Raw genomic sequence first — 23,186 nt, 5'->3', positions numbered from 1 at the left:
GATAAAAAAATTTGCTCTATGGAAAAAGTTACCTAAATTTAAGTATATGGAGTGCGTTAGCTAGGGAAGGTGCCTGAATAAAAATAAGTAGCAATTAGCATTAACAATCTTCATGAGCGAGCGAAAATTGTATGTCGATCCAGCGTAAGTTTTTATTAGCAATTTGTTCTGTCATCGCCTTATTAGCCTTGGTTATCGCAATTATCACGGTAGTCACCACGTCTTCCAATGTCGTAAAGCAGATAGAAACGCAAAAACAAAACACAGCGGACAGGCTCGTTAATATTCTCACCGTTACTGACGCTATTGTACTTGAGCGAGTGAAAAGCAGTATGTCGCTGCTCAAGCAGCGAGGCGAAGCGCTGGGCGTTCCAAGTCATGGTGGGGTTGTCACCGTAAAAGACACACCAGCTCAACAATTATTTCTCGGTTCTCAAGCGCAAGCTAACGACTTTTCATTGGTAGACGAGTTGACTGACGTAATGGGCGGTACCGCCACCTTATTCAGTAAAACGGGCAATGATTATATACGGATTAGTACCAACGTTATTAAAAATGGTGCGCGAGCTATCGGTACTAAGCTCGCTCCATCCGGTAAGGCTATAAAACAAATAGAGCAACAACAGGCTTATTACGGTGCGGTAGATATTCTAGGTAGCCCTTATCTCACTGGCTATGAGCCCATGTTCAACGCCCAAGGCCGTGTTATTGGCATATGGTACGTTGGCTATTCTGCAGATTTAAACGTGCTCGAGGATGCAATTAAGAAAAGCCACCTTCTTGATGAAGGCTTCGTCGCCTTGAGAGATGGTAAGGGCAATATTCGCATGCACTCGTCTCATGTCAATGAGCAAACAGTGCAGTCTGCACTCAATGATAATGACAAATGGTCGACAACTATCGTGCCTTTTAAACCGTGGGGCTACGATATTATTTTGGTCGCGTCACAAAGTGAAAAATCGTCGCTGATAAGCGCAGCTGTTTTTGCGGTGATTGCAAAAGTACTGGTGGCCAGTGCAGGTGTACTTATTACGATATGGTTGCTCGTAAAATACATAGTGGGTAGGCCCCTTGAGGAGTTTATTGCTGTGGTAACTAACTTAACCTCTGGCGAAGGCGACCTTACTTTTAGGTTTGAAGGCAAAAGGGGGGATGAGTTTGGGCAAATGGCTAGAGCATTTAATCAACTATTAGGCCAGCTTCAAGAGACATTGCAAAACGTAGATGCCACAACCGGCGGTATGCTGACTAAATCACAGTTGCTTAATAAAACGGCAGAGCAGTCTAGCGAGTCAGTGTCGTTACTTTCTTTAGAAACCGATAAAATTGATTCTGCAATCGTTCTTCTGCAAGAGAATACTGATAACGTCTCTGCCAGTATCACCAGTTCCAGTGAAGCTGCCACAGCGGCAGATAGCGACACCAGAACTAGCGTAAGCGTGCTTGCGCAAACTATCGACGACATTCAAGCCCAGGCTAATGATGTTGATGAGTCTGTTAAAGTCATTGATGAGTTAGCGCAAGCCAGTGAAGAAATAAGTGGCGTGATGGAAGTGATACGCAACATTGCCGAGCAGACAAACTTGCTGGCATTAAATGCGGCAATTGAAGCGGCTAGGGCGGGTGAGCAAGGACGAGGCTTTGCTGTTGTTGCCGATGAAGTTCGCTCTCTGGCAAGCAGAACGCAGTCATCGACAGAAGAAATTCGCATTATGATTGAACGTTTACAACAAGGTAGCAGAGAAGCCGCATCAAAAATGAATCGCAATAAAGATACGGCTTATAATACCCTTGAAGTGACTAAAAATGCAGGAGTCTCACTGGAACAAGCACTAGGTGCAGTGGCTCGTATTACTAGATTAAACCAAGAGGCCTCGCATACTGCACAAGGGCAAAAAGAGGTAGCGAGAAACGTTATTCAAGGGGTTGAGAGTATTAAGGCCGTTGGTGATGCTAATCGCAATTATGCCACCGAGGTGGCAATAAGCTGCAATGAGTTAGTTGATCAAATTAAGCAAATGCAAGCGCAGCTTAGGCGCTATCGTTTCTAAGGAGAGGCCGCTAAGGCCTCTTTAATTGAGCCATTGACTAAATCAACTACTTGCGACGAACCTACCAATTGTCAGGCTTGAAACGAACGGTAACAATTTCATTATTGATTATGTGAGCTTGGCATTGCCGTAGTCCTTGATCCCTTTTATTCTATGCGGTGGAAAAACATTGCAGCGGCGATATTGCACTGCTTCACACATGGAATAATTATAATGAAACGAATAACTGCGCTGTTTAGTTCGGCAGCGGTGCTGCTCACATTAAACATGCTATTGAGCAGTTTTGCTAACGCAGCCGATGTTGAATATCGTCTGCCATCGTCAGTAAGCCCCACCTTTCAACGTATTCACTTAAATGTCGACCCAGATAAACCATCGTACTCGGGGACGACGGAGATTGACGTTGTTGTCAATTCACCGACTCAAAAAGTAGGTTTTTATCAGCACGATTTATCCATTACGTCTGCTGCGTTAGTCAATGCTCAGCACTCATTGTCGCTAAGCGTTATGGAAAGTGATTATGATATTAATTGGGGAACGGCTGAGAACGTTATCAAGCCTGGCAACTACACGCTTAAAATTGCGTTTGAAGGTAATGTAAACACGTCGTCAGACGGCATGTACCTGTCTCGTTTTGAAGAAAACAATTATATCTTTACCCAGTTTGAAGACATGCACGCTAGAAAAGCGTTTCCAAGCTTTGATGAGCCTATTTTTAAAATTCCATATCAAATGACCATTAGCGCGCCTGCCCATCAGGTAGTGGTATCAAATACGCCTGTGCTTGAAGAGTCGGTAAGCGATGGCGTAAAAACCGTTCAGTTTGAAAAAACAAAGCCTATGCCGACCTACCTTATCGCTTACACAGTAGGCCCATTTGATAGCACTGAGATGACAGGGTTGTCTGTGCCAGGTCGTGTTTATGTGCCAAAAGGCTATATCGACAAAACGAAGTTTGTCATCAAGCATACCCCAGAAATACTGACGTCTTTGGAAGATTTCTTTGGCATCAAATATCCATACAAAAAAATGGATTTTGTGGCTGTACCTAACTTCACACATGGCGCTATGGAAAATGTGGGTCTAATTACCTATCGCGATAGCCTATTGCTTTTAGCTGATAACCCAAGTGTTACTGAGCGCTCTGGCCCACTTAACGTGATTGCGCACGAGCTTGCCCACCAATGGTTTGGCAATTTAGTGACCATGGCCTGGTGGGACGATCTGTGGCTAAACGAAGCGTTTGCTTCATGGGCTGCAAGTCACACAATGAAGACGCTATATCCTGAGTTAAATTACGCAGATCGCCTTGTTCAAGAAGGGGCTTTTGGTGCAGATGCAAGCCCAACGGTTAAGCCCGTGAAAAAAGTAGTGAAACGTCAGCCAGACGTTATGGATGGTTTGGGGCTTAATTACTCAAAAGGTGAATCGATCCTGCAAATGATTGAGTCGCTAATCGGTACCGACAGCTTCCGTGAGGGCGTGCGTAATTACATGAAAACCCATTCATGGGGTAATACGGTAGCTGATGATTTGTGGCGAGCGCTTGATGGCGTATCCGACTTTAATTTAAGTGCAATGATGAAAGCCTATCTAGAACAGCCAGGCTACCCCATCATTCATATTACAGAAGACGGTAAAGTCACTCAGTCTCGCTTCCATTTTGCTGGCGCATCGGTAGAAGATAAAACGTGGGCCATACCGCTTAAGTTGACCTACCAGCAAAACGGCGAAATGAAAAGTGAGGTTGTGTTTATCGACAAAACCACTACAACCCTCCCTCAGCTAGCCGAGGCCGACTGGGTGTATCCGAATGACAATGCCACAGGTTATTTCCGCTGGTCTATCTCGCCTGCGCAGTTAGACAATTTACTGGCAAATATTGAGGTATTGAACAAGCGTGAGAAGAAAAACGTGTTGTATAACTACCAAGCACTGTTAAATGCTGATGAGGTTAGTGTTGATAGTGTGATGAAAGTACTCAATGCGTTAAGTGCAGATGAAGACCCTGCCGTTATTCGCGCTGCTGTTGGTGTACTGCAAGAATTTGATTACTTAGTCAATGATAGCAATCGCGATGCGTATGCTACCTTGCTGACTAACACTTATATGCCACTATTAGATTCACTGAGCCTTACTCAGGCAGAGGATGATTCGACCGACATTATTCGCCTTCGCAACCAGCTGTATGGCTTTTTAGGTATGTATGCCGAAAGCGATAGCCTGGTTGAGAAGAGTAACGTGCTCGCTAAAAAGTATATCGACGATCCAGCAAGTGTTTCTTCTGGCCTTGCCGGAACTGCCATTGCTATTGCGACAAAAAATAGTGCAGATAAAGATAACGCCAAGTGGTTTAACGAGGTGGTAAGTGCATTTAAAAAAGCGCAGTTGCCAAACGTAAAAAGTACGCTGATTTACTCCATGCGTTTTGACGACAAGGAGTCAGTATTTAAGATGTTAGACTTGGCGTTAACCAATGAGATAACACCAGCAAACACCATGTATATGGTTGCGCGGGTGGCAAGAAATCTTGATGATCATACCTTGGTATATCAATGGCTTGATAATAACGCTGACGCCTTGATTAAGAAGATGCCTGACTATCACGTAGCGCGCATGCCTGAATTTGTGTCTTCAAGCTGCTCTGAAACAAACCTTGCCATGGCGAACACGTTTTATAGCAAGATTTCTGACCGTTACGAAGGTATGGCTCGAGGTGTAGAAATTATGCAAGACGAATCTCAACAGTGTCTTCGCTTAAAAACAGCGTTTCAAAGTGACTTTGATAAGTTTCTTGCTAACTATGCCAAGTAGCTATATTTGAAATACATAGCACGCGCCGCTGTTTGCTAACGGTTATAAAAAAGCACCGAAAGGTGCTTTTTTATTGCACGTGCCGACATAATGTCCGTCTCACACCAACCGACTTACAATATCCGAATAACATTAACCGACTTACAAAAACCAACTCACAGTAAACACTCATTGCGAATACTCTGCCTGATTAAAGTTTATATTTACACGCGGCTTAAAATGAACCACACTGGCTAAAAGATCACGTTTCTTACAGCGGTTAGCCCGTAACGCTTATTTTGTAATCTCTATTGTGAAAGCGTTAACAAATAGCCTTGCCTGTAAAAACACACTGTCGAAAATAATGAGGCGCTTTAATGCTAGATACCATCTCTTTTTCACAACGCCAGCGACTGGCCTACATCGATTTTTGCCTCTTATTTAAAGGCGCGATTCATCGACAAGACCTTATCAAGCGCTTCGAAGTGGGGCTGTCTGCCGGCTCTCGAGACTTTACGTTGTATAAAGAGTTAGCGCCTGACAACTTAGTGTATTCAGCGCAAGAAAAGCGGTATTTTCAAACAGAATCCTTTTTGCCACTATTCGAGCACGATGCTAGACGTACGTTAGTCAAATTAGCCAATGATATTTCAGATGGCTTTGATGCCATCGGCGATATTCATTTTCCCGTTGAAAGCGCGTCGTCCCTTAACGTGCCGGATATATTTGTTGTGGCTAAAGTAGTGCAAGCTATTGTGAATCAAAAAGCCATGAGCGTGATTTATACGTCGCTTTCAAGCGGCTCAGGCGCGCGAGAGCTGGTGCCCCATAGTATTGTTGATAACGGGCAGCGGTGGCATGTTCGCGCATTTGATAGAAAGTCTCAGAGTTTTCGAGACTTTGTATTAACCCGTATTAGCAAGGTGACGGTTAAAGATACCCCTGATGAAAATGAGCTCAAAGACTGTGACGAGGCATGGCAAAGAATGATTCCCCTTGAAATTGTTCCTCACCCTAAAAATATTAAATACCCTACAGCGATAGAGCTAGACTATGCCATGGAAGAGGGCGTATTGGTACTTCAAGTACGTGCTGCAATGGCGGGGTATTTGCTCAGAAGGTGGAACGTGGATTGCACTAAATTAGCCAGTCTTCGAACGGGTGAATATCAACTGTGGTTGAGAAATCAGGCAAGCTTAGCAAATATAGACAATCTTGCTATTGCACCGGGCTATACCAGTGAGGAAGTTGAGTATCAGTAAAATGATGCTGACGATTAGGCTATTGCTCTAGCTGCTGTGCAAGCCAGAGCAATAGCTATAATGTTAAGAATAGGGCTCTGGTAGGCGCTATGGAGCAATGGAGCAATGGAGCAATGGAGCAAAGGGGTAATGTAAAGCATTGAGGCTAGCTCATTCATCGAGGTACTTTTTGATGCAGGTAATTAAGGTGTCTTTGTCTATGGGCTTGGTAAGAAAGTCGTTCATGCCAGCGGCCAAACACTCCTCTTTATCCTCGGTGAATGCATTCGCTGTTAACGCAATAATAGGTGTTTTTAAGTCTAAAGTGGCTCGAATGGAGATGGATGATTCAATACCACTCATCACCGGCATATTACAATCCATGAGAATAAGGTCAAAGGTATGCTTAATACAGGCCTCAAGGGCGTCTTGTCCATTTTTAACGTGTAATATAATAAAATTTTCTTGCTGTAAAAGTGCTTTAACAATTTCCGCGTTAATCTCATTGTCTTCCGCTAGCAGTATGCGTTTTTTCTTTACCTTAGTTTTTGGCGTTTCAGAAATAGGAGAAGAGCTGGCAAGTAATTTACGCAAATCTTGTTCTATTTCACGTCTATTGATGGGCTTAGCGTGTGAACGCCATATCATTTCCGTTAGCGTGTCTTGACCGTTTAGCCTTTCTAATTCTGCGGACACTACAATTATCTTTGGCAGGACACTGTGCTTACTGCGTTTCAATTGTTCAATGAGGTCTAAGCCACTTACGTCCGGCATTGCTAAATCGACGATAATAGCGTCGTAGTCTAAAGGCGTGTGGTTTAAAAAGTCGCTGGCCGATGCATAGCAGGTACCTTCAATATGCATAGAAGCCAATATATGGGCCAGATATTCTCTACTAGTTTGTAAGTCGTCGATGATGGCGCAGCGAATATTTGCTATAGACTGAACGGACATAGGCGGTAAACGGGCCTCCTGTGTGTTCATAGTAAATGAAAAGGTCGTCCCTTTCCCTACCGCTGAGCGCACGTTTATATCGCCACCCATCAGCAGCGACAGCTGTTTTGCGATGCTTAAACCAAGCCCCGTTCCGCCAAACTGGCGGGTAGTGGCTTGATCGGCTTGTTCAAACTTTTGAAAAATTTTGTCAATGACATCCTCTTCTATGCCAATTCCGGTATCGATAATATCAAACGTGAGTAAAAGTGAATCGCCCGACACGGCGTGACTCACATTCAATGAAACGCTGCCGGATGAGGTAAACTTAATTGCGTTGCTCAGCAAATTATGCAGAATTTGTGAAATACGAGTCACGTCGCCTTCTATTATGGGTGGAAGGCTAGCCTCTTTATGGTAATAAAACTCGAGCCCTTTCTTTTGGCAAAAAACACGTTGCAACGACACTACGTCATCTAACACTTGAAGTAGATCGACAGGCACTTTTTCAATTTTAATTTTGTTTGCTTCAATCTTTGAAATATCGAGGATATCGTTGATAAGAGAGAGTAGCTGCCTACCTGAACTCTTCGCTTTTTTAAGGTAGATATTGCTTTTACTAGGCGTATCAATGGCGAGTTCAATCATCCCAAAAAGCCCGTTCATCGGCGTTCGCAGTTCATGGCTCATGCTAGAAAGAAAATCGGACTTTGCTTGGCTTGCACGCTTTGCGTTTTCTGCTTCTTCCATAGCCACGTTCTTCAGTTTAGTGAGACGGGCTAACGAACGACGTATTTGCTTTTCCATTGGCGTAAAAACAAATACCGCCTCAATAGCAAGCAGTAGTAAGGTTATTAACCAAAGGTATAGCGCAAAATTTTCTGCATTGTTCACACGGGCGTTGGCATCGTTTTCGAATAAGGTGACGGCCATATCTAAGTGCTTAAGGAGTTGCGTGGAATCTGCAATTATCGAAGATGACGCAGATGGTTGAACTGCTATGTCTTGCAAAAATGTTGTGGAGCATTCTTTATTGCTTTCACTGACTACACTCATTGCATTGATTGTACTAGATGCATTCGCAAGTTTGTTTCTGCCGCTTTTTACGTAGGTCTTAACGGCTTTATCGAGGTTTACATTCCCAAAATATAAGTCTTTATGTGCGGCTGATAAATTATCAAGGGCGATGAGTTTTGCATGGTTACTTTCGAGCTTGTCTAATGAGGACGCTAAATAGCTTTTGGTCTGCGTGCTGCCACACAAATTAGTGGCTGACTGTAACAACGCAATTCTTTGAGAAAGCATTCGCTGCTGGCCAGCAATATTGATTATTTCTGCATCTTGACGCTGATCGCTCAATAAATCGTTAATGATAAAAAAGGATAGCGACACTGCTGTGGCAGTAAGCACAAGGGCAAAAATATACTGAAACTTTATGGTCATTACAATCGCATTCGGCAAACCTTACCTTACAATGTAATAGACACACATTTCATGTGCAACTTGTCAGCTGTTTAATTGGTATAAACAAACTCATGAAATAGAAGAGAAGAATTGGATAGTAGCGCTTCAACTATTTCTGTGAACCATTTAACTAGGCAGACTTTCTCTCTGTGCCTCGGAAGAACTTTAAAGCGCTCGACTTACTTTTAGGTTTATCAGCTGGCGATGTAAAAGGCGCTTTAGGCTCAGCAAGCACCTTATTTAAGGGCTTTTTTACCTTGCGCTCCACTTTTTTAGGTTTATCAATTGGCGCTAGCGCTGTTTTACTTTCAGAGAGTTCGTTTTCGTTTGGCAAGCGAACTACTCGAATACTATTGTGTTCAAAGTCTTTATTGATTAATCCTTTATCGGCATAGGCACAAAGAATATCCTTACGGGGATAAAACCCCCATTTTTCACGGAAAATTTGTGCGTTATGAACAAAGTCTAATAAATGATTAACGGGGCATCGCGTGAGGTCCCGTGAGGGAGAGAAAACAATGGAAGGATGGTCGGTGAGTGATAATCCCACATTGCGGCACTGGGTGAAGAAGTCTTCGTCGTTTAGCCCGTAACCGTCGTAGGTTTCATCGAAGCCGTTGGTTTTTTCAAAGTCTGCCTTACGTATAAAAAACATTGCAGAAGCACTGCTATCGTTACTAAATTTTCCATGATTATTGTCCTGTTTGTCTACTGGCCCTGTATTTTCTAGCAAACTCGCTTTCGGTAAAGCGTCGTTATATGAAGTGTCGCTTGTTTGTGTTACAGAAAAAGGTTTGCCTAAATTAATTTCGCTTTTGGCATGTAAAAGCTCAGTATACGGTTGATTGCGAGAGGTGATTGGAATAGAGCGCACCGGAGCTCTCATTATTGATGATGGTACGAGTGTTGATACCGCCTCTTTAAGGCATGCCGGCGAAAAAATAGTGTCGACACTAATATATGCTAACAGGTCGTTTTTCGCATCGAACATTCCTTTATTTCTTGCCTTCGCAATTGGAAGCTCTTCCTGGTTGACAAATTTATGTTCAATGTTGAACTTGTCGCTTGTGATTAAAGATAAATCAGACGGTGGTGTCATCCATACAATGAGTAACTCATCAGGGGTAGGGCTGCATGCCTCAAGCTGATTAATGAGGTTGCAGAGCTTTTCGGTTCTGTTCTTCACTATCGTTATCACACTCACTGGTGCACTCATTTTAACTATCCCTTTTGCATCGCTATTAGAGGAGACTTTTACCGAATAAGAGCGTGAACTGGATGTACTCTTATACTTTTGTCTAAAACGACTGATTCGTAGCACTAGATAAGCAATAGTCGATCCATTGTTTAATTCACTGTTTTATATGATTTTTTGTCGTTTTTTGCTCTGGGGTGTAGAAATGTGATGCGCATCTTTGTAAATGAAAGGGTAAAAATTACAGGCGAATATCCACATCACTATAGGATAGGTATTTTCACTTTATTTACACGATTAACGCTATGCGATAGTAGGGTTATTTGGTAACCTAACAACATTGCTTAAATAATTATTTTTCAATAACTTATTCAAGGGCGTGTTGACCTTTGCTGTACATTTTTGCAGCGGTCTGTGAGCTATTTAGACAAGGCGAATGGTTGAAGGTCTAGCGGGCTAAATCGAAACCATTCAACGCAGGACAAATAGCTCACAGGCGCTGCCCGAAGGGGGCGTTATGGAAGCATTTTACTCTTTGTCACAGCCCTTTGACTTAGTCCACTAGGCCTACAGGGCTCTTTCGCGATTAAAATGCTTCCATTTAGCCCAAAACTCGTACAACAAAGATCAACAGGCCCTAGTTATTTTTTAGCGTATATGCATATAGTTCCAGTGTAGTAGCCATGTATTATCGTTGTATTAGCATTACTTTTTAACCTTTAACTATTCCTTATACGTAAAAGTGTAGGGTCATCTTTTTTACTTTTATTTTCATATTAATGGTGGTTAATTCTGTGTCATCCCAGTCCTCTGTAGAACTTCGACATTACGACAAGCAAACGCTACGCCTTGTCGATGTTATTTCAGGTATTTCACCTAACGCCATGCGCAGGGTGTTTGGCGGTTGGATATTCTTTGCTGCAGTGGTTGCTGTAATTGTTATTGTGGCCCCAGACCTGAGTACCCAGTTTGTCGGGTTAACGCTTTTTGTATTGATTGCCTTTACAATTATCATGTTCGGTCAAAGCCGAATTTCAGAGGGGTGGCCTGCAATTATCAGCGATGACAACGTTATCGGCGTAGTTCGCGACCCCGTTAAACGAGAATACATATGCGTTGATAAATCATTAATTGTGGATGCGATACCCACATTAATAAAGCCAAACAAAAAAGCGGTAGAAATTCAGCTACGCAGTGAACACCTCACTGTTGAAGATAATGAAGTCTTAAAACAAGCAGTGTGGCCGCGAGAGGGTAAATTGGTAGGACTCGCACATTTTAAACGCCGAGAAGATGCGTGTGAAAGCGTTATGTGGTGCACGAATAAGTCGGTCTCAGCGAAGTCATAAGATGCAAATCGGAGCGCTATCACACAAGCGCTGCCAGCACGCCACGTTACTTCACTAACCAGTTGTAATAATTAAGCCCCCAAATTGGGGGCTTTTTTGTATGCGTGCTATTTGGTTTGAATTAATTGGTTTGAGCTTGGCTTGGATCCTTGTAACCGATTTGAACCTACTTTTCGTTCGCTTCTTTAAGTACAAGCTCGGTGTAAAGCGGGTAATGATCTGAGCCAATATCAGAGAGCCTCTCTAGGTCTACTAACGCAAAGTGTGAAGAATGAAAGACGTGATCTAGCGGCCATTTTATTAACGGATAGTGAGCGTGAAATGTGTTGTAAAAGCCGCGACCTTCCCTTGGATCTAAAAGCCCACTTATCTTTTTAAATTTGCGAGTCGTCGGCGACCATGCCACATCATTTAAATCTCCCGCAACGATGATAGGCCCCGCCGTTTGTGCCACTTCCTGTCCCACAATATTAAGTTCAATATCTCTTGGGCGAGCATACTCATTTTCTGTAGGGCTAGGTGGTTTTGGATGAAGAAACTGAAGAATGACACGCTCACCGTCAACCTTTATGGCTATTTTTACCGATGGAACATCATTTTCCACTAAAAAACGAAGCGTGTGCTCATCAAACTCATACTTGCTGTACAAATGCATACCGTAGAGATTCTCCAAGGCGCAAAATTGCGTATAAGGGTAATCTTTTTCAATAGGCTGTAACGCGCGCTCCCATTTTTCATTTGATTCCAGGGTGACTACAAAGTCGGGCTTTTTATTGTTGATATGGTCGATTAGTTTTTGATAATTGCTGTTAGGCATAAAAACGTTACTAGAAAGAATGCTTATCGTACGCTGCTTTTGCGGGTTTCTGTCGCGGGGTACTTCTTTGCGATAAAAGCCAGTGTAAGGAAAAATCCAAATAGCCTGATACAGTAAACTTATGCCTAACCCTGCGACAAGTGCAGCATGAAGCCAAAAAGGTAGCGCAAGACTTTTATAGCAAAGTAGGGTGATAAGTACCGCAGTAATTAACACCGCAAGTTGTAACCTTGGAAATTCCCAGACTCTTACTAGCCAATGTGATGATGGCAGTAATGGCGCAGCGCTAACTACAATAAAAAAAACCGAAAGTGATACAAGAAAAATGTCCATTAAATATCCATATTAATAGTTTAAGACTCACATACGCTTAAGGCTAAGGTAAGCTCTGTCTGTTCTATGCAAAGTGATGCAACTCGTGCAAGTGCTCAATCGCACATGCTAAATGTGTGCCTTTTAAGTTAGAACACCCGCATAAAAAAGCGTTTAATGAATGACTCTACTGGGTTCATCATAGCAGTACAACTGTGATGAAGCCTACTTCAACAATGACTACTGTTGTGAAAGTCTTATCTTTATGTACTGATTCTTCGGCTACTTGATGTACTAGAAACTCTTATACCTCAGTTCAATCTTCAGAATTCACCCTGTACACCCAACACTCATCTAGCTTGAAGGATATGCTTCGCTATATAGGCGCTTGAGATAAATACGTGAGTTTATCAACTCAGCATTAATCTAAATGAGAATCAGTAAAAATTGCTTGAAAGTAAGCAAACTTTGCAAGTATATCTTACCTATTTTTAGTTGGATTTAAACAAATCCATATATAACAACATGTTACTGCGTTGGCATGAACTTAGCTACATCTCTTGTGAGTTTCAACAAAGGAGAAATGTTATGAAACGTACAATACTATCTATTATTGTTGCTACATCATTGTCTACAGCTGCTGTTGCAGGTGATATGAATTCAGATAGCCAAACAGATAACGCATGGGAAAAAGGTGCCAAAGACGCATGGATTGATGGCAAAGCGGAAGCTACGCTGCTGTTCAATGGTAACCTAGATTCTTTTGACATTAATACCGACGTGAAAGACGGCGATGTAATTCTAACCGGTAAAGTCGATAACTCAGTGGACAAAAAGCTCGCTGAAGAATTAGTTGCTAACATCGACGGTGTAATGTCAGTCGATAACAAGCTCTCAGTAATTGAAGACAGAGATATGGATTCAATGACATCAGATATGTCTGACGATGTTGAAGACGGCGTCGATGAAGGTACAAGCGAATTGACTGATGCGAAAATCGCCACAGTGATCAAAACTCGTTTGCTGATGGACTCTGATATCTCAGGCTTTGACATCGACGTAGATGTAGAAGACGGCAATGTTGTGCTTACGGGCACCGTAGACTCTGATGCTGAAGAAGACTTAGCGGTAGAGATTGCGAAAAACGCCTCTGACGTGAAGAATGTTGAAAACAATCTCAAGGTTGTAACAACCACAGCGATGAACTAATTAATTAGTTATGCTAATATGAAGGGGGCTTGCGCCCCTTTTTTGTATTTATAATGTAGCTATTTTGCTAAATACTCATTCAATGCCGAATTCTTAACATCGCTTATTCAAAACGGACGTTAAGCTTGTTTCTCTAGGGCTAATTTCTCTAGGATTAGTCTCTCTAGTTACTCAACATCTACAATCTTAAGCGTATTAGTTGCGCCGACTTTTTCCATTTCATCGCCGTAAGTCAGAATAATGCTATCACCGCTCTCCACTAAGCCTTTTTCTTTTAAACAGGCCACAACGTCGTGCTTAAGTTTGCCGGGCTCGCTGTTAGACGAGTCGAAAAATACTGGCTTAACACCGCGATAAAGGGCCATTGCGTTGAGCGTGCCCTCGTGACGAGACATGGCGATAATTGGCAGTGATGTTGTAATTCGAGACATTAATTTCGGCGTGGTTCCGCTTTCTGTCAATCCTACAATTGCTTTTACGCTTGGTAGGTGATTCGCGGCATAAACCGCAGATAGCGCTATAGATTCACTGGTCGATGAAAACTGCTGGTCCATGCGATGCTTGGAAATTTTTACGCTAGGGTGAGTTTCAGCGCCTTCGCAAACACGTGCCATAGCTTGAACAGTTTCAATAGGGAAACTTCCCGCCGCTGTTTCAGCTGACAGCATAACTGCATCTGTGCCATCTAATACGGCGTTAGCCACATCCATAACCTCTGCACGAGTGGGCATAGGGCTATCAATCATAGACTCCATCATTTGAGTGGCTGTAATAACCACTTTATTAAGCTGACGTGAGCGAGCGATAAGTTTCTTCTGAACCCCAACAAGTTCTGCATCACCAATTTCAACACCCAAATCGCCACGGGCAACCATGACAGCGTCAGAGGCACTGATAATATCGGTAATGGCGTCGTCAGTCGCAACAGTCTCTGCGCGCTCTACCTTGGCGCAAATTTTTGCGTAGCAGCCGGCTGCTTCAGCAAGCTCGCGAGCGTAATTAAGGTCGGCGCCGCTGCGTGGGAACGACACAGCAAGGTAGTCTACGCCAATTTGCGCTGCCGTTTTTATATCTTGCTTGTCTTTTTCTGTTAACGCTTCTGCTGACAAACCACCGCCTTGGCGGTTAATACCTTTATTATTAGACAGTTTACCGCCAACGGTAACTTCTGTAATAACCTTGCGACCTTCTACACCTGTTACCTTTAACTGTATGCGTCCATCGTCCAGTAAAAGAATATCGCCAGCCGACACATCATCAGGTAGTGCTTTGTAGTCTATGCCTACATGGTCGACCGTGCCTTCATCTCGCTCAAGTTCAGCATCTAATACAAACTTAGCACCAATCTGTAATTTAACGGCGCCTTCTTGGAATCGGGCAACGCGAATTTTAGGTCCCTGCAAATCACCGAGTATTGCCACATATTTACCAAGGCTTCTCGCCGCTTCACGAACACGTTTTGCGCGCTCAATGTGGTCTTCTGCTTGTCCGTGAGAAAAATTCATGCGAACCGTGTTTGCTCCGGCAGCAATAAGTTCTTTAATTTTTTCAATTGAATCGGTTGAGGGGCCTAATGTGGCAAGAATTTTGGTTCTTCTGGTCATGGGATTCCGTCGCTGCTTCTTTTATAGAAAAGATGGTAAAGCTAATTATTCAACTCAATGAGCGCTGTAATCGCTTTACGTAATTTTATTACAGAATAGTAGAGTATTTTGACAAAAATGTGAATGAAAGAAAGAAAAACTCCCTACTGGCTTGACCAGTTGTCGTTAACTTTCCTCTACTTTGCGAGAAACAGATGAATAATCGCGGCACAGTTTAAGTATAGGTTACTGACGCTTGCACGCAAGCGTCAGTAATGCAGAAGTAAAACAGAAGGGCGTGGAAAAAATGGTAGTGAATAGAATGAAGAAAGAGATGCAACCCTTAGCCATCTCTTTTATCGTAACGAGACCCGCGCAGTGTATCTTTAACCCGTTTAAGGTTCTCTCTGAATTTATTACCACGTCGAAGCGTAAATCCGGTAGCAAGTACATCGATGAGGGTCAGCTGTGCGATGCGCGATGCCATTGGCATGTACATGTCGGTATCTTCAGGTACTTCTAGCGATAATACGTAACTGCACTCCTGCGCCAGTGGGCTGTCAGCTGACGTTATGCCAACAACGGTGGCGTCGTTCATTCGTGAGATCTGTGCAATTTCAACTAAGCTTTTAGTTCGACCTGTGTGGCTTATCAGCACGACAACGTCACCGGCAGAGCAATTCATGCAGCTCATGCGCTGCATCAGAATGTCTTCAAAATAAACAACTGGGACATTAAACCTAAAAAACTTGTTTAACGCATCATGAGCCACAGAAGCCGATGCACCAAGACCAAAGAAAGAAATCTTCTGCGCTTGAGTAAGTAAATCAACAACGCGATTGACCACATTGACGTCTATAGACTGTCTCGCTACTTCCAATGAAGCCATTGTCGATTCGAAGATTTTGTTGGTGTATTCGTCTGGGCTGTCGTTCTCGTCAACATGACGGTTCACGTAGGGCGTACCGTTTGCGAGACTCTGCGCCAAATGGAGTTTAAAGTCCGGAAAGCCTTTAGTATCTAGTCTGCGGCAAAATCGATTCACAGTTGGCTCGCTGACATCCGACATTTTAGCTAATGTTGCTATACTTGAATGGATGGCAGTTTGAGGATTAGCAAGTATAATCTCAGCAACTTTCTTTTCTGATTTGCTAAACGCAGCTTTGTTTTGAGTTATTTTTTCTAAAATGTTCATACAGATACGGCAAGTAATTGGCTCGGTTTATTGTAAGGTACACCCTAATAGTACCCAATGTGAAAGCTGTGACAAGAAAAATGTAATTTTTTAACATTTTTTGTACTGTAAATGGTAATAGACAGGGAGCTATATCATCGAAAAGTAAAGAATCTCATCGTATAGTATGTAGAAGTTGTAATTTTACTACATTTGGTGTTAACTATACGGTAATAATAGTCGTTAGTGTTGTAAATAAAGAACCAACACGGCACTTAAAACCACATTTAAAAGGTCGACGAATATGGTAATGGATAATTCCTACGAACCCTGTGATTTTGTACTCTTCGGTACACTTGGGGATCTTTCACGACGCAAGCTGTTGCCATCACTTTATCAGCTTGAAAAAGCGAATCTAATGCACCCTGAAACCACTATTGTGGGGGTTGCTCGCCATGATATGTCTTTAGAAGATTACATTGAAGAAGTGCATACAAACTTAGTTAAGTTTGGCGAACAAGAGCTGTGTGAAGCTACATGGGAAAGAATGCGCGCTCGCTTACATTATGCGTGTGTTGATATGAAAAATGTCGACAGCTACTGTGTGCTAGACGACCATGTAGACCCATCTCGCACCATGGTATGTTACTTAGCAACACCGCCTGCGATTTACGGTGATATCTGTCGTGGTTTACACAGCTGCAAAATTATTGATTCAAGCGTACGCGTTGTGCTTGAAAAGCCGATTGGTCATGATCTTGAGTCGTCGAAAATAATCAACGAACAAGTTGCAGAGTATTTTGACGAGAAGCAGATTTACCGCATTGACCACTATCTTGGTAAAGAAACGGTACTTAACCTAGTGTCGTTGCGTTTTGCTAATTCAATATTCGCAACAAACTGGGATCATAATTGTATCGATCATGTGCAAATCTCAGTGGCTGAGTCTGTGGGCATTGAAGGCCGTTGGGGTTACTTTGATGACGCCGGCCAAATGCGCGACATGGTCCAAAACCATTTGTTGCAAATATTGAGTCTAGTGGCCATGGAGCCACCAACAACACTTGATGCTGACAGTATTCGCGACGAAAAACTAAAAGTACTTAAAGCGCTGCGTCCTATCAATGCCACTAATATTAATGAAAGCATTGTTCGCGGTCAGTACACATCGGGCTTTGTGAAAGGTGAAGAAGTACCTGGGTACCTTGAAGAAGAGGGTGCTAACACGCAAAGCAAAACGGAAACTTTCGTTGCTATTAAAGCGGAAATAGATAACTGGCGTTGGGCAGGGGTTCCATTTTATCTGCGCACCGGAAAGCGCATGCCAAACAAGGTGAGCGAAGTTGTTATCTACTTTAAGCGACAGCCTCATAACTTATTTGGTGATAGCTTTAAGAATCTACCGCCAAACAAGTTAGTCATCCGTCTACAGCCAGATGAAGGCGTAGAAATTACCGTAATGAATAAAGTACCGGGTTTAACTAATTCGGGCTCTATGGACCTTCAAAAGTCGAAGCTTAACCTAAGCTTTTCAGAAGCGTTTGCAGATGAGCGCATTCCCGATGCCTACGAAAAGCTATTGCTTGAAGTTATGCTAGGTAATCAGGCGCTGTTCGTTCGTCGCGATGAAATTGAGCAAGCATGGACGTGGGTTGATTCAATACTCGATGCATGGAAGTCATCAAATGAGCCTCCAGAGCCTTACCAGGCTGGTACGTGGGGCCCAGTAGATTCCATCGGTTTATTAGCGCGTGCAAATCGCAGCTGGTACGAAAGCAAAACGGTAAAGAAGAAATAATATGGCACTCACTACATTATCATTCGACAATCCAGACGCGCTTACCAGCGCGTTTGCAGAAGACTTAGTTAGTATCCTTAAAACAGGTATTAAAACTCGTGGCCGTGCATCGCTTATTGTTAGCGGTGGTCGCACGCCGCTAGCGTTGTTCAAGCAGTTGAGCGACACCGACCTTGAGTGGGACAAAGTAGACGTTACTCTTGCCGACGAACGTTGGGTAAATGAAGACCACGACGCCAGCAATACGAGTTTAGTTAAAAATAACCTTATTCAAAATAAGGCCGCAGCCGCACGCTTTGTTGAATTAAAAAGTGATGTAGAAGATGCAAACGAAGGTGTGAATGTTGCTGAGCGTAATTTAGCCAGCATGTCTCAACCTTTCGATGCACTTATTTTGGGTATGGGGGAAGACGGTCATACCGCATCGCTTTTCCCATGTTCAGAACAAGTTAATGACGGCCTTGATATGAGCAGCGGAAGAACGTGTATCGCTGTTCAACCTACAACAGCACCTCATCAACGTATTTCACTAACGTTACCCGCTTTACTCAATAGCAGAAATATTTTCTTGCACCTTACCGGTGAGATGAAAAAACAAGTGCTACTCGACGCTATTGAAAACGCCACCGAAGCGCAAAAGCCCATCACAGCCGTTGTCAATAGAGCACCGGTTACCTTGATGTGGGCGCCATAGGAGACAAGAAATGAACCCAAAAATTGCCGAAGTCACGCAACGCATTATTGAGCGTAGCAAAGAAACGCGTAAAGCGTATTTAGAGAAAATTGAAAAGGCTCGTCGCCAAGGCCCACATCGCGGTGTGTTATCTTGCGGTAACCTTGCTCATGGTTTTGCCGCATGCGGCACAGAAGAAAAGGGCGATTTGCGTTCGATGACGAAAGCAAACGTTGCTATTATTTCTTCATACAATGACATGCTTTCAGCGCATCAGCCCTACGAGTCTTATCCTGCTGTCATCAAAGAAGCGATAAAAGACGTAGGCAGTGTGGCCCAGTTTGCCGGTGGTGTACCTGCCATGTGTGATGGCGTTACTCAAGGTCAGTCTGGTATGGACTTGAGCCTAATGAGTCGTGACAACATTGCACAAGCGGCGGCCATAGCGCTTTCGCACAACATGTTTGATAGCGCCATGATGCTAGGTATCTGTGACAAAATTGTCCCTGGATTACTCATGGGTGCATTGACCTTCGGCCACCTACCAACGGTATTCGTTCCTGCAGGCCCAATGCCTTCTGGATTGCCGAATAAAGAAAAAGCGCGAGTGCGCCAAGAATTCGCGGAAGGTAAAGTGGGCCGTGATGCGCTGTTGGAAGCTGAATCACAGTCTTACCACTCGGCAGGAACCTGTACGTTCTACGGAACAGCAAACTCTAACCAGCTTGTGGTAGAAATGATGGGGCTGCATTTACCGGGCTCTTCATTTGTTAATCCAGGTACACCTTTACGTGAAGCGCTAACGAAAGCCGCTGCAGTACAAGCAACTCGATTGACTGATTTAGGCGACAACTACACGCCAATTGGTCATATTGTCGATGCTAAAGCTATTGTTAACGGCCTCGTGGGCTTATTAGCCACAGGCGGTTCAACAAACCACACCATGCACTTAATTGCGGTAGCTCGCTCAGCTGGCTATATCGTTAATTGGAATGACTTCTCAGACATCTCAAACGCAGTGCCGTTAATGACGCGTATTTACCCTAACGGTTCAGCCGATATTAATCACTTTGTAGCAGCTGGCGGTATGTCATTGCTAATGAAGCAGTTGCTTGACGCTGGTTTACTGCACAACGATGTTAAGACAATTTGTGGTGAAGGCTTAGACTTCTATACCAAAGAGCCAAAACTTGTTGACGGTGAACTAGAGTGGCGCGACGGTCCAACTGAGTCACTTGATAAAGAAGTGCTGGCAACCGTTGAAAAACCGTTTAAACCAGACGGTGGATTAAGTGTACTTGACGGTAATTTAGGCCGTGGCGTTATTAAAACGTCTGCTTTACGCACGCCACACTGCACACTGAAAGCGCCTGCAGTGGTATTTGAAGATCAGTTCGAATTAGACGCAGCGTTTAAAGCAGGTAAATTAGATCAAGACTGTATCGTGGTCGTTCGTTTCCAAGGTCCATCTGCCATTGGTATGCCAGAGCTTCACCGCTTAACGCCTCCATTGGGTGTGTTGCAAGATAAGGGCTTTAAGGTTGCACTAGTCACCGACGGTCGTATGTCTGGGGCCTCAGGTAAAGTGCCAGCCGCCATCCATGTTACCCCTGAAGCCTATAAAGGTGGTTTACTTGCTAAAGTGCAAGAAGGCGACATTATTGAGCTTAATACAGAAACAGGTGCACTGACTCTTCATGTTGATGATGCAACATTAGCAGCCCGTGAACCAGCACCTGCGAATTTGGCTAACCATCATGTTGGAATGGGACGGGAAATGTTTGCGGGAATGCGCGCAATACTTACTGGCGCAGAAGAAGGAGCTTGCTCTCTTTTTTACACTCAGGAGCAAGCGTAATGAGCCAGAGATTTGTGGCTGACGTTGGCGGTACCAATATTCGTCTGGCTCGGGTTACCGAGTCTGGCGTTGCCGACATCAAAAAATATATGTGCGAAGAGTTTGCCAGTATCGATCTAGCGATTGCACAGTATTTTTCAGATATGCCTCATGTTTCCTTTAGCGAAGGCTGCATTGCTATTGCGTGCCCCGTACTTGGCGATCAGGTAGAAATGACCAACCACAGTTGGGCGTTTTCACAAAATGCGTTGCGTTCACAGCTTAAGCTAGATGCGCTGTTTGTGATAAACGATTTCACTGCAGTAGCTCACTCACTTCCCGTGCTTAGTAGCGACCAAGTTATACAAATTGGTGAGGGTACTGCCACTGAAAACGGCAACATTGCTGTTTTCGGCCCAGGCACTGGCCTTGGTGTAGAGCATATCACCATGACGGATTCAGGCTGGCAGACATTAGACGGAGAGGGTGGTCATATCGACTTCGCTCCGGTTGATGAAACTGACATTGTTGTTTGGCGTCATTTGCAGTCTTCTTTTGGAAGAGCATCCGCTGAAGAAGTGATGTCGGGTCGCGGAATTTTGAACATTTACACGGCACTTGCCAAACATGCTGACAAGCCGGTTGCTTTTCAAGAGCCAGCGCAAATTACTGACGCAGCACTTGCAGGAACCTGCGAGATATCTGCAGCTGCCCTTACTCAGTTTTGCCGAATAATGGGAAGTTTTGCCGGTAACTTGGCACTGAATATGGCAACCACTGGAGGTATCTTCATTGGCGGCGGTATTGCTAACCGCTTTCCAGATTTTATACACAATAGTGACTTCAGAGCGAGATTCGAAGCTAAAGGTCAAATGAAGCACTATGTAAAAGATATTCCTACCTATTTGATAGCAGAGCCTGATCATGGCCTTTTAGGCGCAGCTGCTTATCTGAATCAAAACACAGCGAGTTAAATTATGACGACTAAATGGAAGTACACTCCAGAGGAAATTTTTGCGGCCGGACCTGTGGTTCCTGTATTGGTTATCAACGACGTAGAAAAGGCCGTTCCTTTGGCGAAAGCGCTGATGGCCGGTGGAATAAAAGTGCTAGAAGTTACCCTTCGCACACCTTCTGCTATTGACGTTATTAAGCGTATTGCGCAAGAAGTACCTGACTCTCTGATTGGCGCCGGTACAGTAACCAATGCACAGCAGTTAAAAGCGGTTGTAGATGCGGGGGCTAAATTCGCTATTAGCCCTGGTATGACTGCCGATTTACTGAAAGCGGGTATGGACGCAGAAATACCGCTGATTCCAGGTATTTCATCAACGTCAGATTTGATGAAGGGTAAAGATGCGGGTTATACCCACATGAAATTTTTCCCTGCTGAAGCATCTGGCGGCGTGAAAGCCATTAAATCAATCAGCGGCCCGTTTCCAGACGTGACATTTTGTCCGACTGGCGGCATTGGCCCTAATAACTACAACGATTACCTTTCGCTGAATAACGTGAAATGTGTGGGTGGTTCGTGGTTAGCGCCTGATGACGCGATTGAGTCAGGTGATTGGGGCCGTATTACGCAGTTAGCGAAAGAAGCGGTTGCCGGTGCAAAGCAGTAATTATTCTGCCATAAGCCTAAGCTAAACGTATCAGCATTAAAAAACCTGCCAATTGGCAGGTTTTTTGTTTTACTCAACCCGTATTTGTCTGACGTTGTACCCACGCCACACTTGAGACTTATTTCGGCACGATTATCTGAGCCAGTTCAAACTTTTCTCCCGGCTCAAGCTTAAGCCCTTTTGTTACCGACGATTCCACGCACAGCATATGCTTGTAGCCAAACGGGTCCATATCAGAAATAGAGGCTGCACCTTGCCACGGGTTCCATACCACGAGTGAGTCGTTACCTTCTGAAATGACATCAGTAAATTCAGTGCTATCAACCGAAATAGTTGCTTGTTTTACCGCAGATAAGTGAATACGGTCTGTTTCGGCATCAATAGTGTAGGGCACAGGTGTGGGTTTTACCGCCCAGTCATCGAGCTTATCTTTGTACTCACCCGTTATTCCAACAAGCTCAGTATGTTTGATATGGTCTACGTGAAAGTAGGTGTGTAATGCTGTATTAAACGAGAAAGGAGCCACACCGGTGTTCTCAGTTTCTAAGGCCACACGTAGACGTGCGCCTACGTGTACTCGAAGTACAACGTTACAGTCGTGTTCAAAGCCTTCTGCACGAGTAAACGAAGGGGTCAAAGCTAGCGTTGTTCCACTTTCGTCTTCTGACGACTCTGTGAGTTGCCATACTTGAGTTCGTAAAAAACCATGAGGCGGCAACTCACCAGCCTCTTTGCCGTGGTCGTTAGCAAACCACGGCCAACAAATAGGAATACCCCCTCTGATAGGGCGTTCGCCGTTTAAATAAGCATGAGGGCTAACCCAGAGCCTGTCTTTGCCGTCTAAAGCTGGCACAAATGATAAAACGTGCCCACCGAACAAACTGATTTTTGCCGACGCAAACTCATTGTTAACGTTGAGAAATGAAAGTCCGTTAGACTCACTGATAGAAATTGACGGTACCGGCGACATAGATGCTCCGCTAAAAAATAAAGAAAATGAAGACGTAAAACTTAAACGACAGAGATAAAATAACAGAGCTTATACGTCAGAGCTCATACGACAGAGCTTAAGCTAAAAGTGACGAAACATTACCACTGCCACAGAAACAAAAAAGGCGCAGATATGACATCTACG

Annotated in this window: 16 protein-coding genes; 10 read left to right on the top strand and 6 right to left on the bottom strand. The window is 43.8% G+C overall.

Going from position 1 to position 23,186, the window contains the following annotated elements:
- Positions 1 to 131: 131 nt before the first annotated feature.
- The 3 genes from GTQ48_RS10970 (at position 132) to GTQ48_RS10960 (ending at position 6,106) form a co-directional block, all read left to right on the top strand.
- Positions 132 to 2,051, top strand: coding sequence for a methyl-accepting chemotaxis protein (locus tag GTQ48_RS10970; protein WP_163106736.1), 1,920 nt, complete (start codon positions 132 to 134; stop codon positions 2,049 to 2,051).
- Positions 2,052 to 2,318: 267 nt separating this feature from the next.
- Complete coding sequence (locus GTQ48_RS10965; RefSeq protein WP_239060087.1) at positions 2,319 to 4,865, top strand: M1 family metallopeptidase; 2,547 nt, start codon at positions 2,319 to 2,321, stop codon at positions 4,863 to 4,865.
- Positions 4,866 to 5,221: 356 nt separating this feature from the next.
- On the top strand, positions 5,222 to 6,106 hold the full coding sequence (locus GTQ48_RS10960; protein WP_163106734.1) for a WYL domain-containing protein: 885 nt from the start codon (positions 5,222 to 5,224) through the stop codon (positions 6,104 to 6,106).
- 150 nt (positions 6,107 to 6,256) lie between these two features.
- Here GTQ48_RS10960 and GTQ48_RS10955 read toward each other — a convergent pair whose 3' ends face one another.
- Together GTQ48_RS10955 and GTQ48_RS10950 are read right to left on the bottom strand one after the other, a co-directional pair.
- Positions 6,257 to 8,461, bottom strand: a complete 2,205-nt coding sequence (locus GTQ48_RS10955) for a response regulator (protein WP_163106733.1) — start codon at positions 8,459 to 8,461, stop codon at positions 6,257 to 6,259.
- Positions 8,462 to 8,612: 151 nt separating this feature from the next.
- Positions 8,613 to 9,698, bottom strand: coding sequence for a glycosyltransferase family 2 protein (locus tag GTQ48_RS10950; protein WP_163106732.1), 1,086 nt, complete (start codon positions 9,696 to 9,698; stop codon positions 8,613 to 8,615).
- 773 nt (positions 9,699 to 10,471) lie between these two features.
- Here GTQ48_RS10950 and GTQ48_RS10945 point away from each other — a divergent pair.
- Positions 10,472 to 11,026, top strand: a complete 555-nt coding sequence (locus GTQ48_RS10945) for a hypothetical protein (protein WP_163106731.1) — start codon at positions 10,472 to 10,474, stop codon at positions 11,024 to 11,026.
- 166 nt (positions 11,027 to 11,192) lie between these two features.
- On the opposite strand, the gene GTQ48_RS10940 is transcribed toward GTQ48_RS10945, so the two are convergent.
- Positions 11,193 to 12,176 carry an endonuclease/exonuclease/phosphatase family protein gene (locus GTQ48_RS10940; protein WP_163106730.1) on the bottom strand — a complete coding sequence of 328 codons (984 nt, stop codon included), beginning with the start codon at positions 12,174 to 12,176 and terminating at the stop codon, positions 11,193 to 11,195.
- 567 nt (positions 12,177 to 12,743) lie between these two features.
- Here GTQ48_RS10940 and GTQ48_RS10935 point away from each other — a divergent pair.
- A complete protein-coding gene (locus tag GTQ48_RS10935; protein WP_163106729.1) occupies positions 12,744 to 13,364 on the top strand; it encodes a BON domain-containing protein in 621 nt (206 codons plus the stop codon).
- Positions 13,365 to 13,531: 167 nt separating this feature from the next.
- On the opposite strand, the gene pyk is transcribed toward GTQ48_RS10935, so the two are convergent.
- Positions 13,532 to 14,968, bottom strand: a complete 1,437-nt coding sequence (pyk, locus tag GTQ48_RS10930; protein WP_163106728.1) for a pyruvate kinase — start codon at positions 14,966 to 14,968, stop codon at positions 13,532 to 13,534.
- Positions 14,969 to 15,290: 322 nt separating this feature from the next.
- Positions 15,291 to 16,142 carry a MurR/RpiR family transcriptional regulator gene (locus GTQ48_RS10925; RefSeq protein WP_032096656.1) on the bottom strand — a complete coding sequence of 284 codons (852 nt, stop codon included), beginning with the start codon at positions 16,140 to 16,142 and terminating at the stop codon, positions 15,291 to 15,293.
- Positions 16,143 to 16,425: 283 nt separating this feature from the next.
- Here GTQ48_RS10925 and zwf point away from each other — a divergent pair, with 283 nt between their 5' ends.
- Genes zwf through GTQ48_RS10900 form a run of 5 tightly spaced genes read left to right on the top strand, consistent with a single transcriptional unit; the run spans position 16,426 to position 22,051 of the window.
- Positions 16,426 to 17,919: a glucose-6-phosphate dehydrogenase gene (gene zwf / locus GTQ48_RS10920; protein WP_163106727.1), complete on the top strand. Its 1,494-nt coding sequence runs from the start codon at positions 16,426 to 16,428 to the stop codon at positions 17,917 to 17,919.
- A 1-nt stretch (position 17,920) separates the two neighbouring features.
- Positions 17,921 to 18,613 (top strand): 6-phosphogluconolactonase, encoded by a 693-nt coding sequence (pgl, locus tag GTQ48_RS10915; RefSeq protein WP_163106726.1) that lies wholly within the window; start codon positions 17,921 to 17,923, stop codon positions 18,611 to 18,613.
- A gap of 10 nt (positions 18,614 to 18,623) precedes the next feature.
- Positions 18,624 to 20,450 carry a phosphogluconate dehydratase gene (gene edd, locus GTQ48_RS10910; RefSeq protein WP_163106725.1) on the top strand — a complete coding sequence of 609 codons (1,827 nt, stop codon included), beginning with the start codon at positions 18,624 to 18,626 and terminating at the stop codon, positions 20,448 to 20,450.
- Positions 20,450 to 21,403: a glucokinase gene (locus tag GTQ48_RS10905; RefSeq protein WP_032096653.1), complete on the top strand. Its 954-nt coding sequence runs from the start codon at positions 20,450 to 20,452 to the stop codon at positions 21,401 to 21,403. The genes edd and GTQ48_RS10905 overlap by 1 nt, the downstream gene beginning before the upstream one ends.
- 3 nt (positions 21,404 to 21,406) lie before the next feature.
- On the top strand, positions 21,407 to 22,051 hold the full coding sequence (locus tag GTQ48_RS10900; protein WP_163106724.1) for a bifunctional 4-hydroxy-2-oxoglutarate aldolase/2-dehydro-3-deoxy-phosphogluconate aldolase: 645 nt from the start codon (positions 21,407 to 21,409) through the stop codon (positions 22,049 to 22,051).
- Positions 22,052 to 22,169: 118 nt separating this feature from the next.
- On the opposite strand, the gene GTQ48_RS10895 is transcribed toward GTQ48_RS10900, so the two are convergent.
- Positions 22,170 to 23,021 (bottom strand): D-hexose-6-phosphate mutarotase, encoded by an 852-nt coding sequence (locus GTQ48_RS10895; protein WP_163106723.1) that lies wholly within the window; start codon positions 23,019 to 23,021, stop codon positions 22,170 to 22,172.
- Positions 23,022 to 23,186 lie beyond the last annotated feature (165 nt).

Origin of the sequence: Alteromonas genovensis (assembly GCF_010500895.1) — a bacterium.
In the GTDB taxonomy this organism is placed as follows: domain Bacteria; phylum Pseudomonadota; class Gammaproteobacteria; order Enterobacterales; family Alteromonadaceae; genus Alteromonas; species Alteromonas genovensis.
The sequence above is the reverse complement of the archived record's forward strand: the minus strand, read 5'-3'. Positions and strand labels throughout refer to the sequence as shown.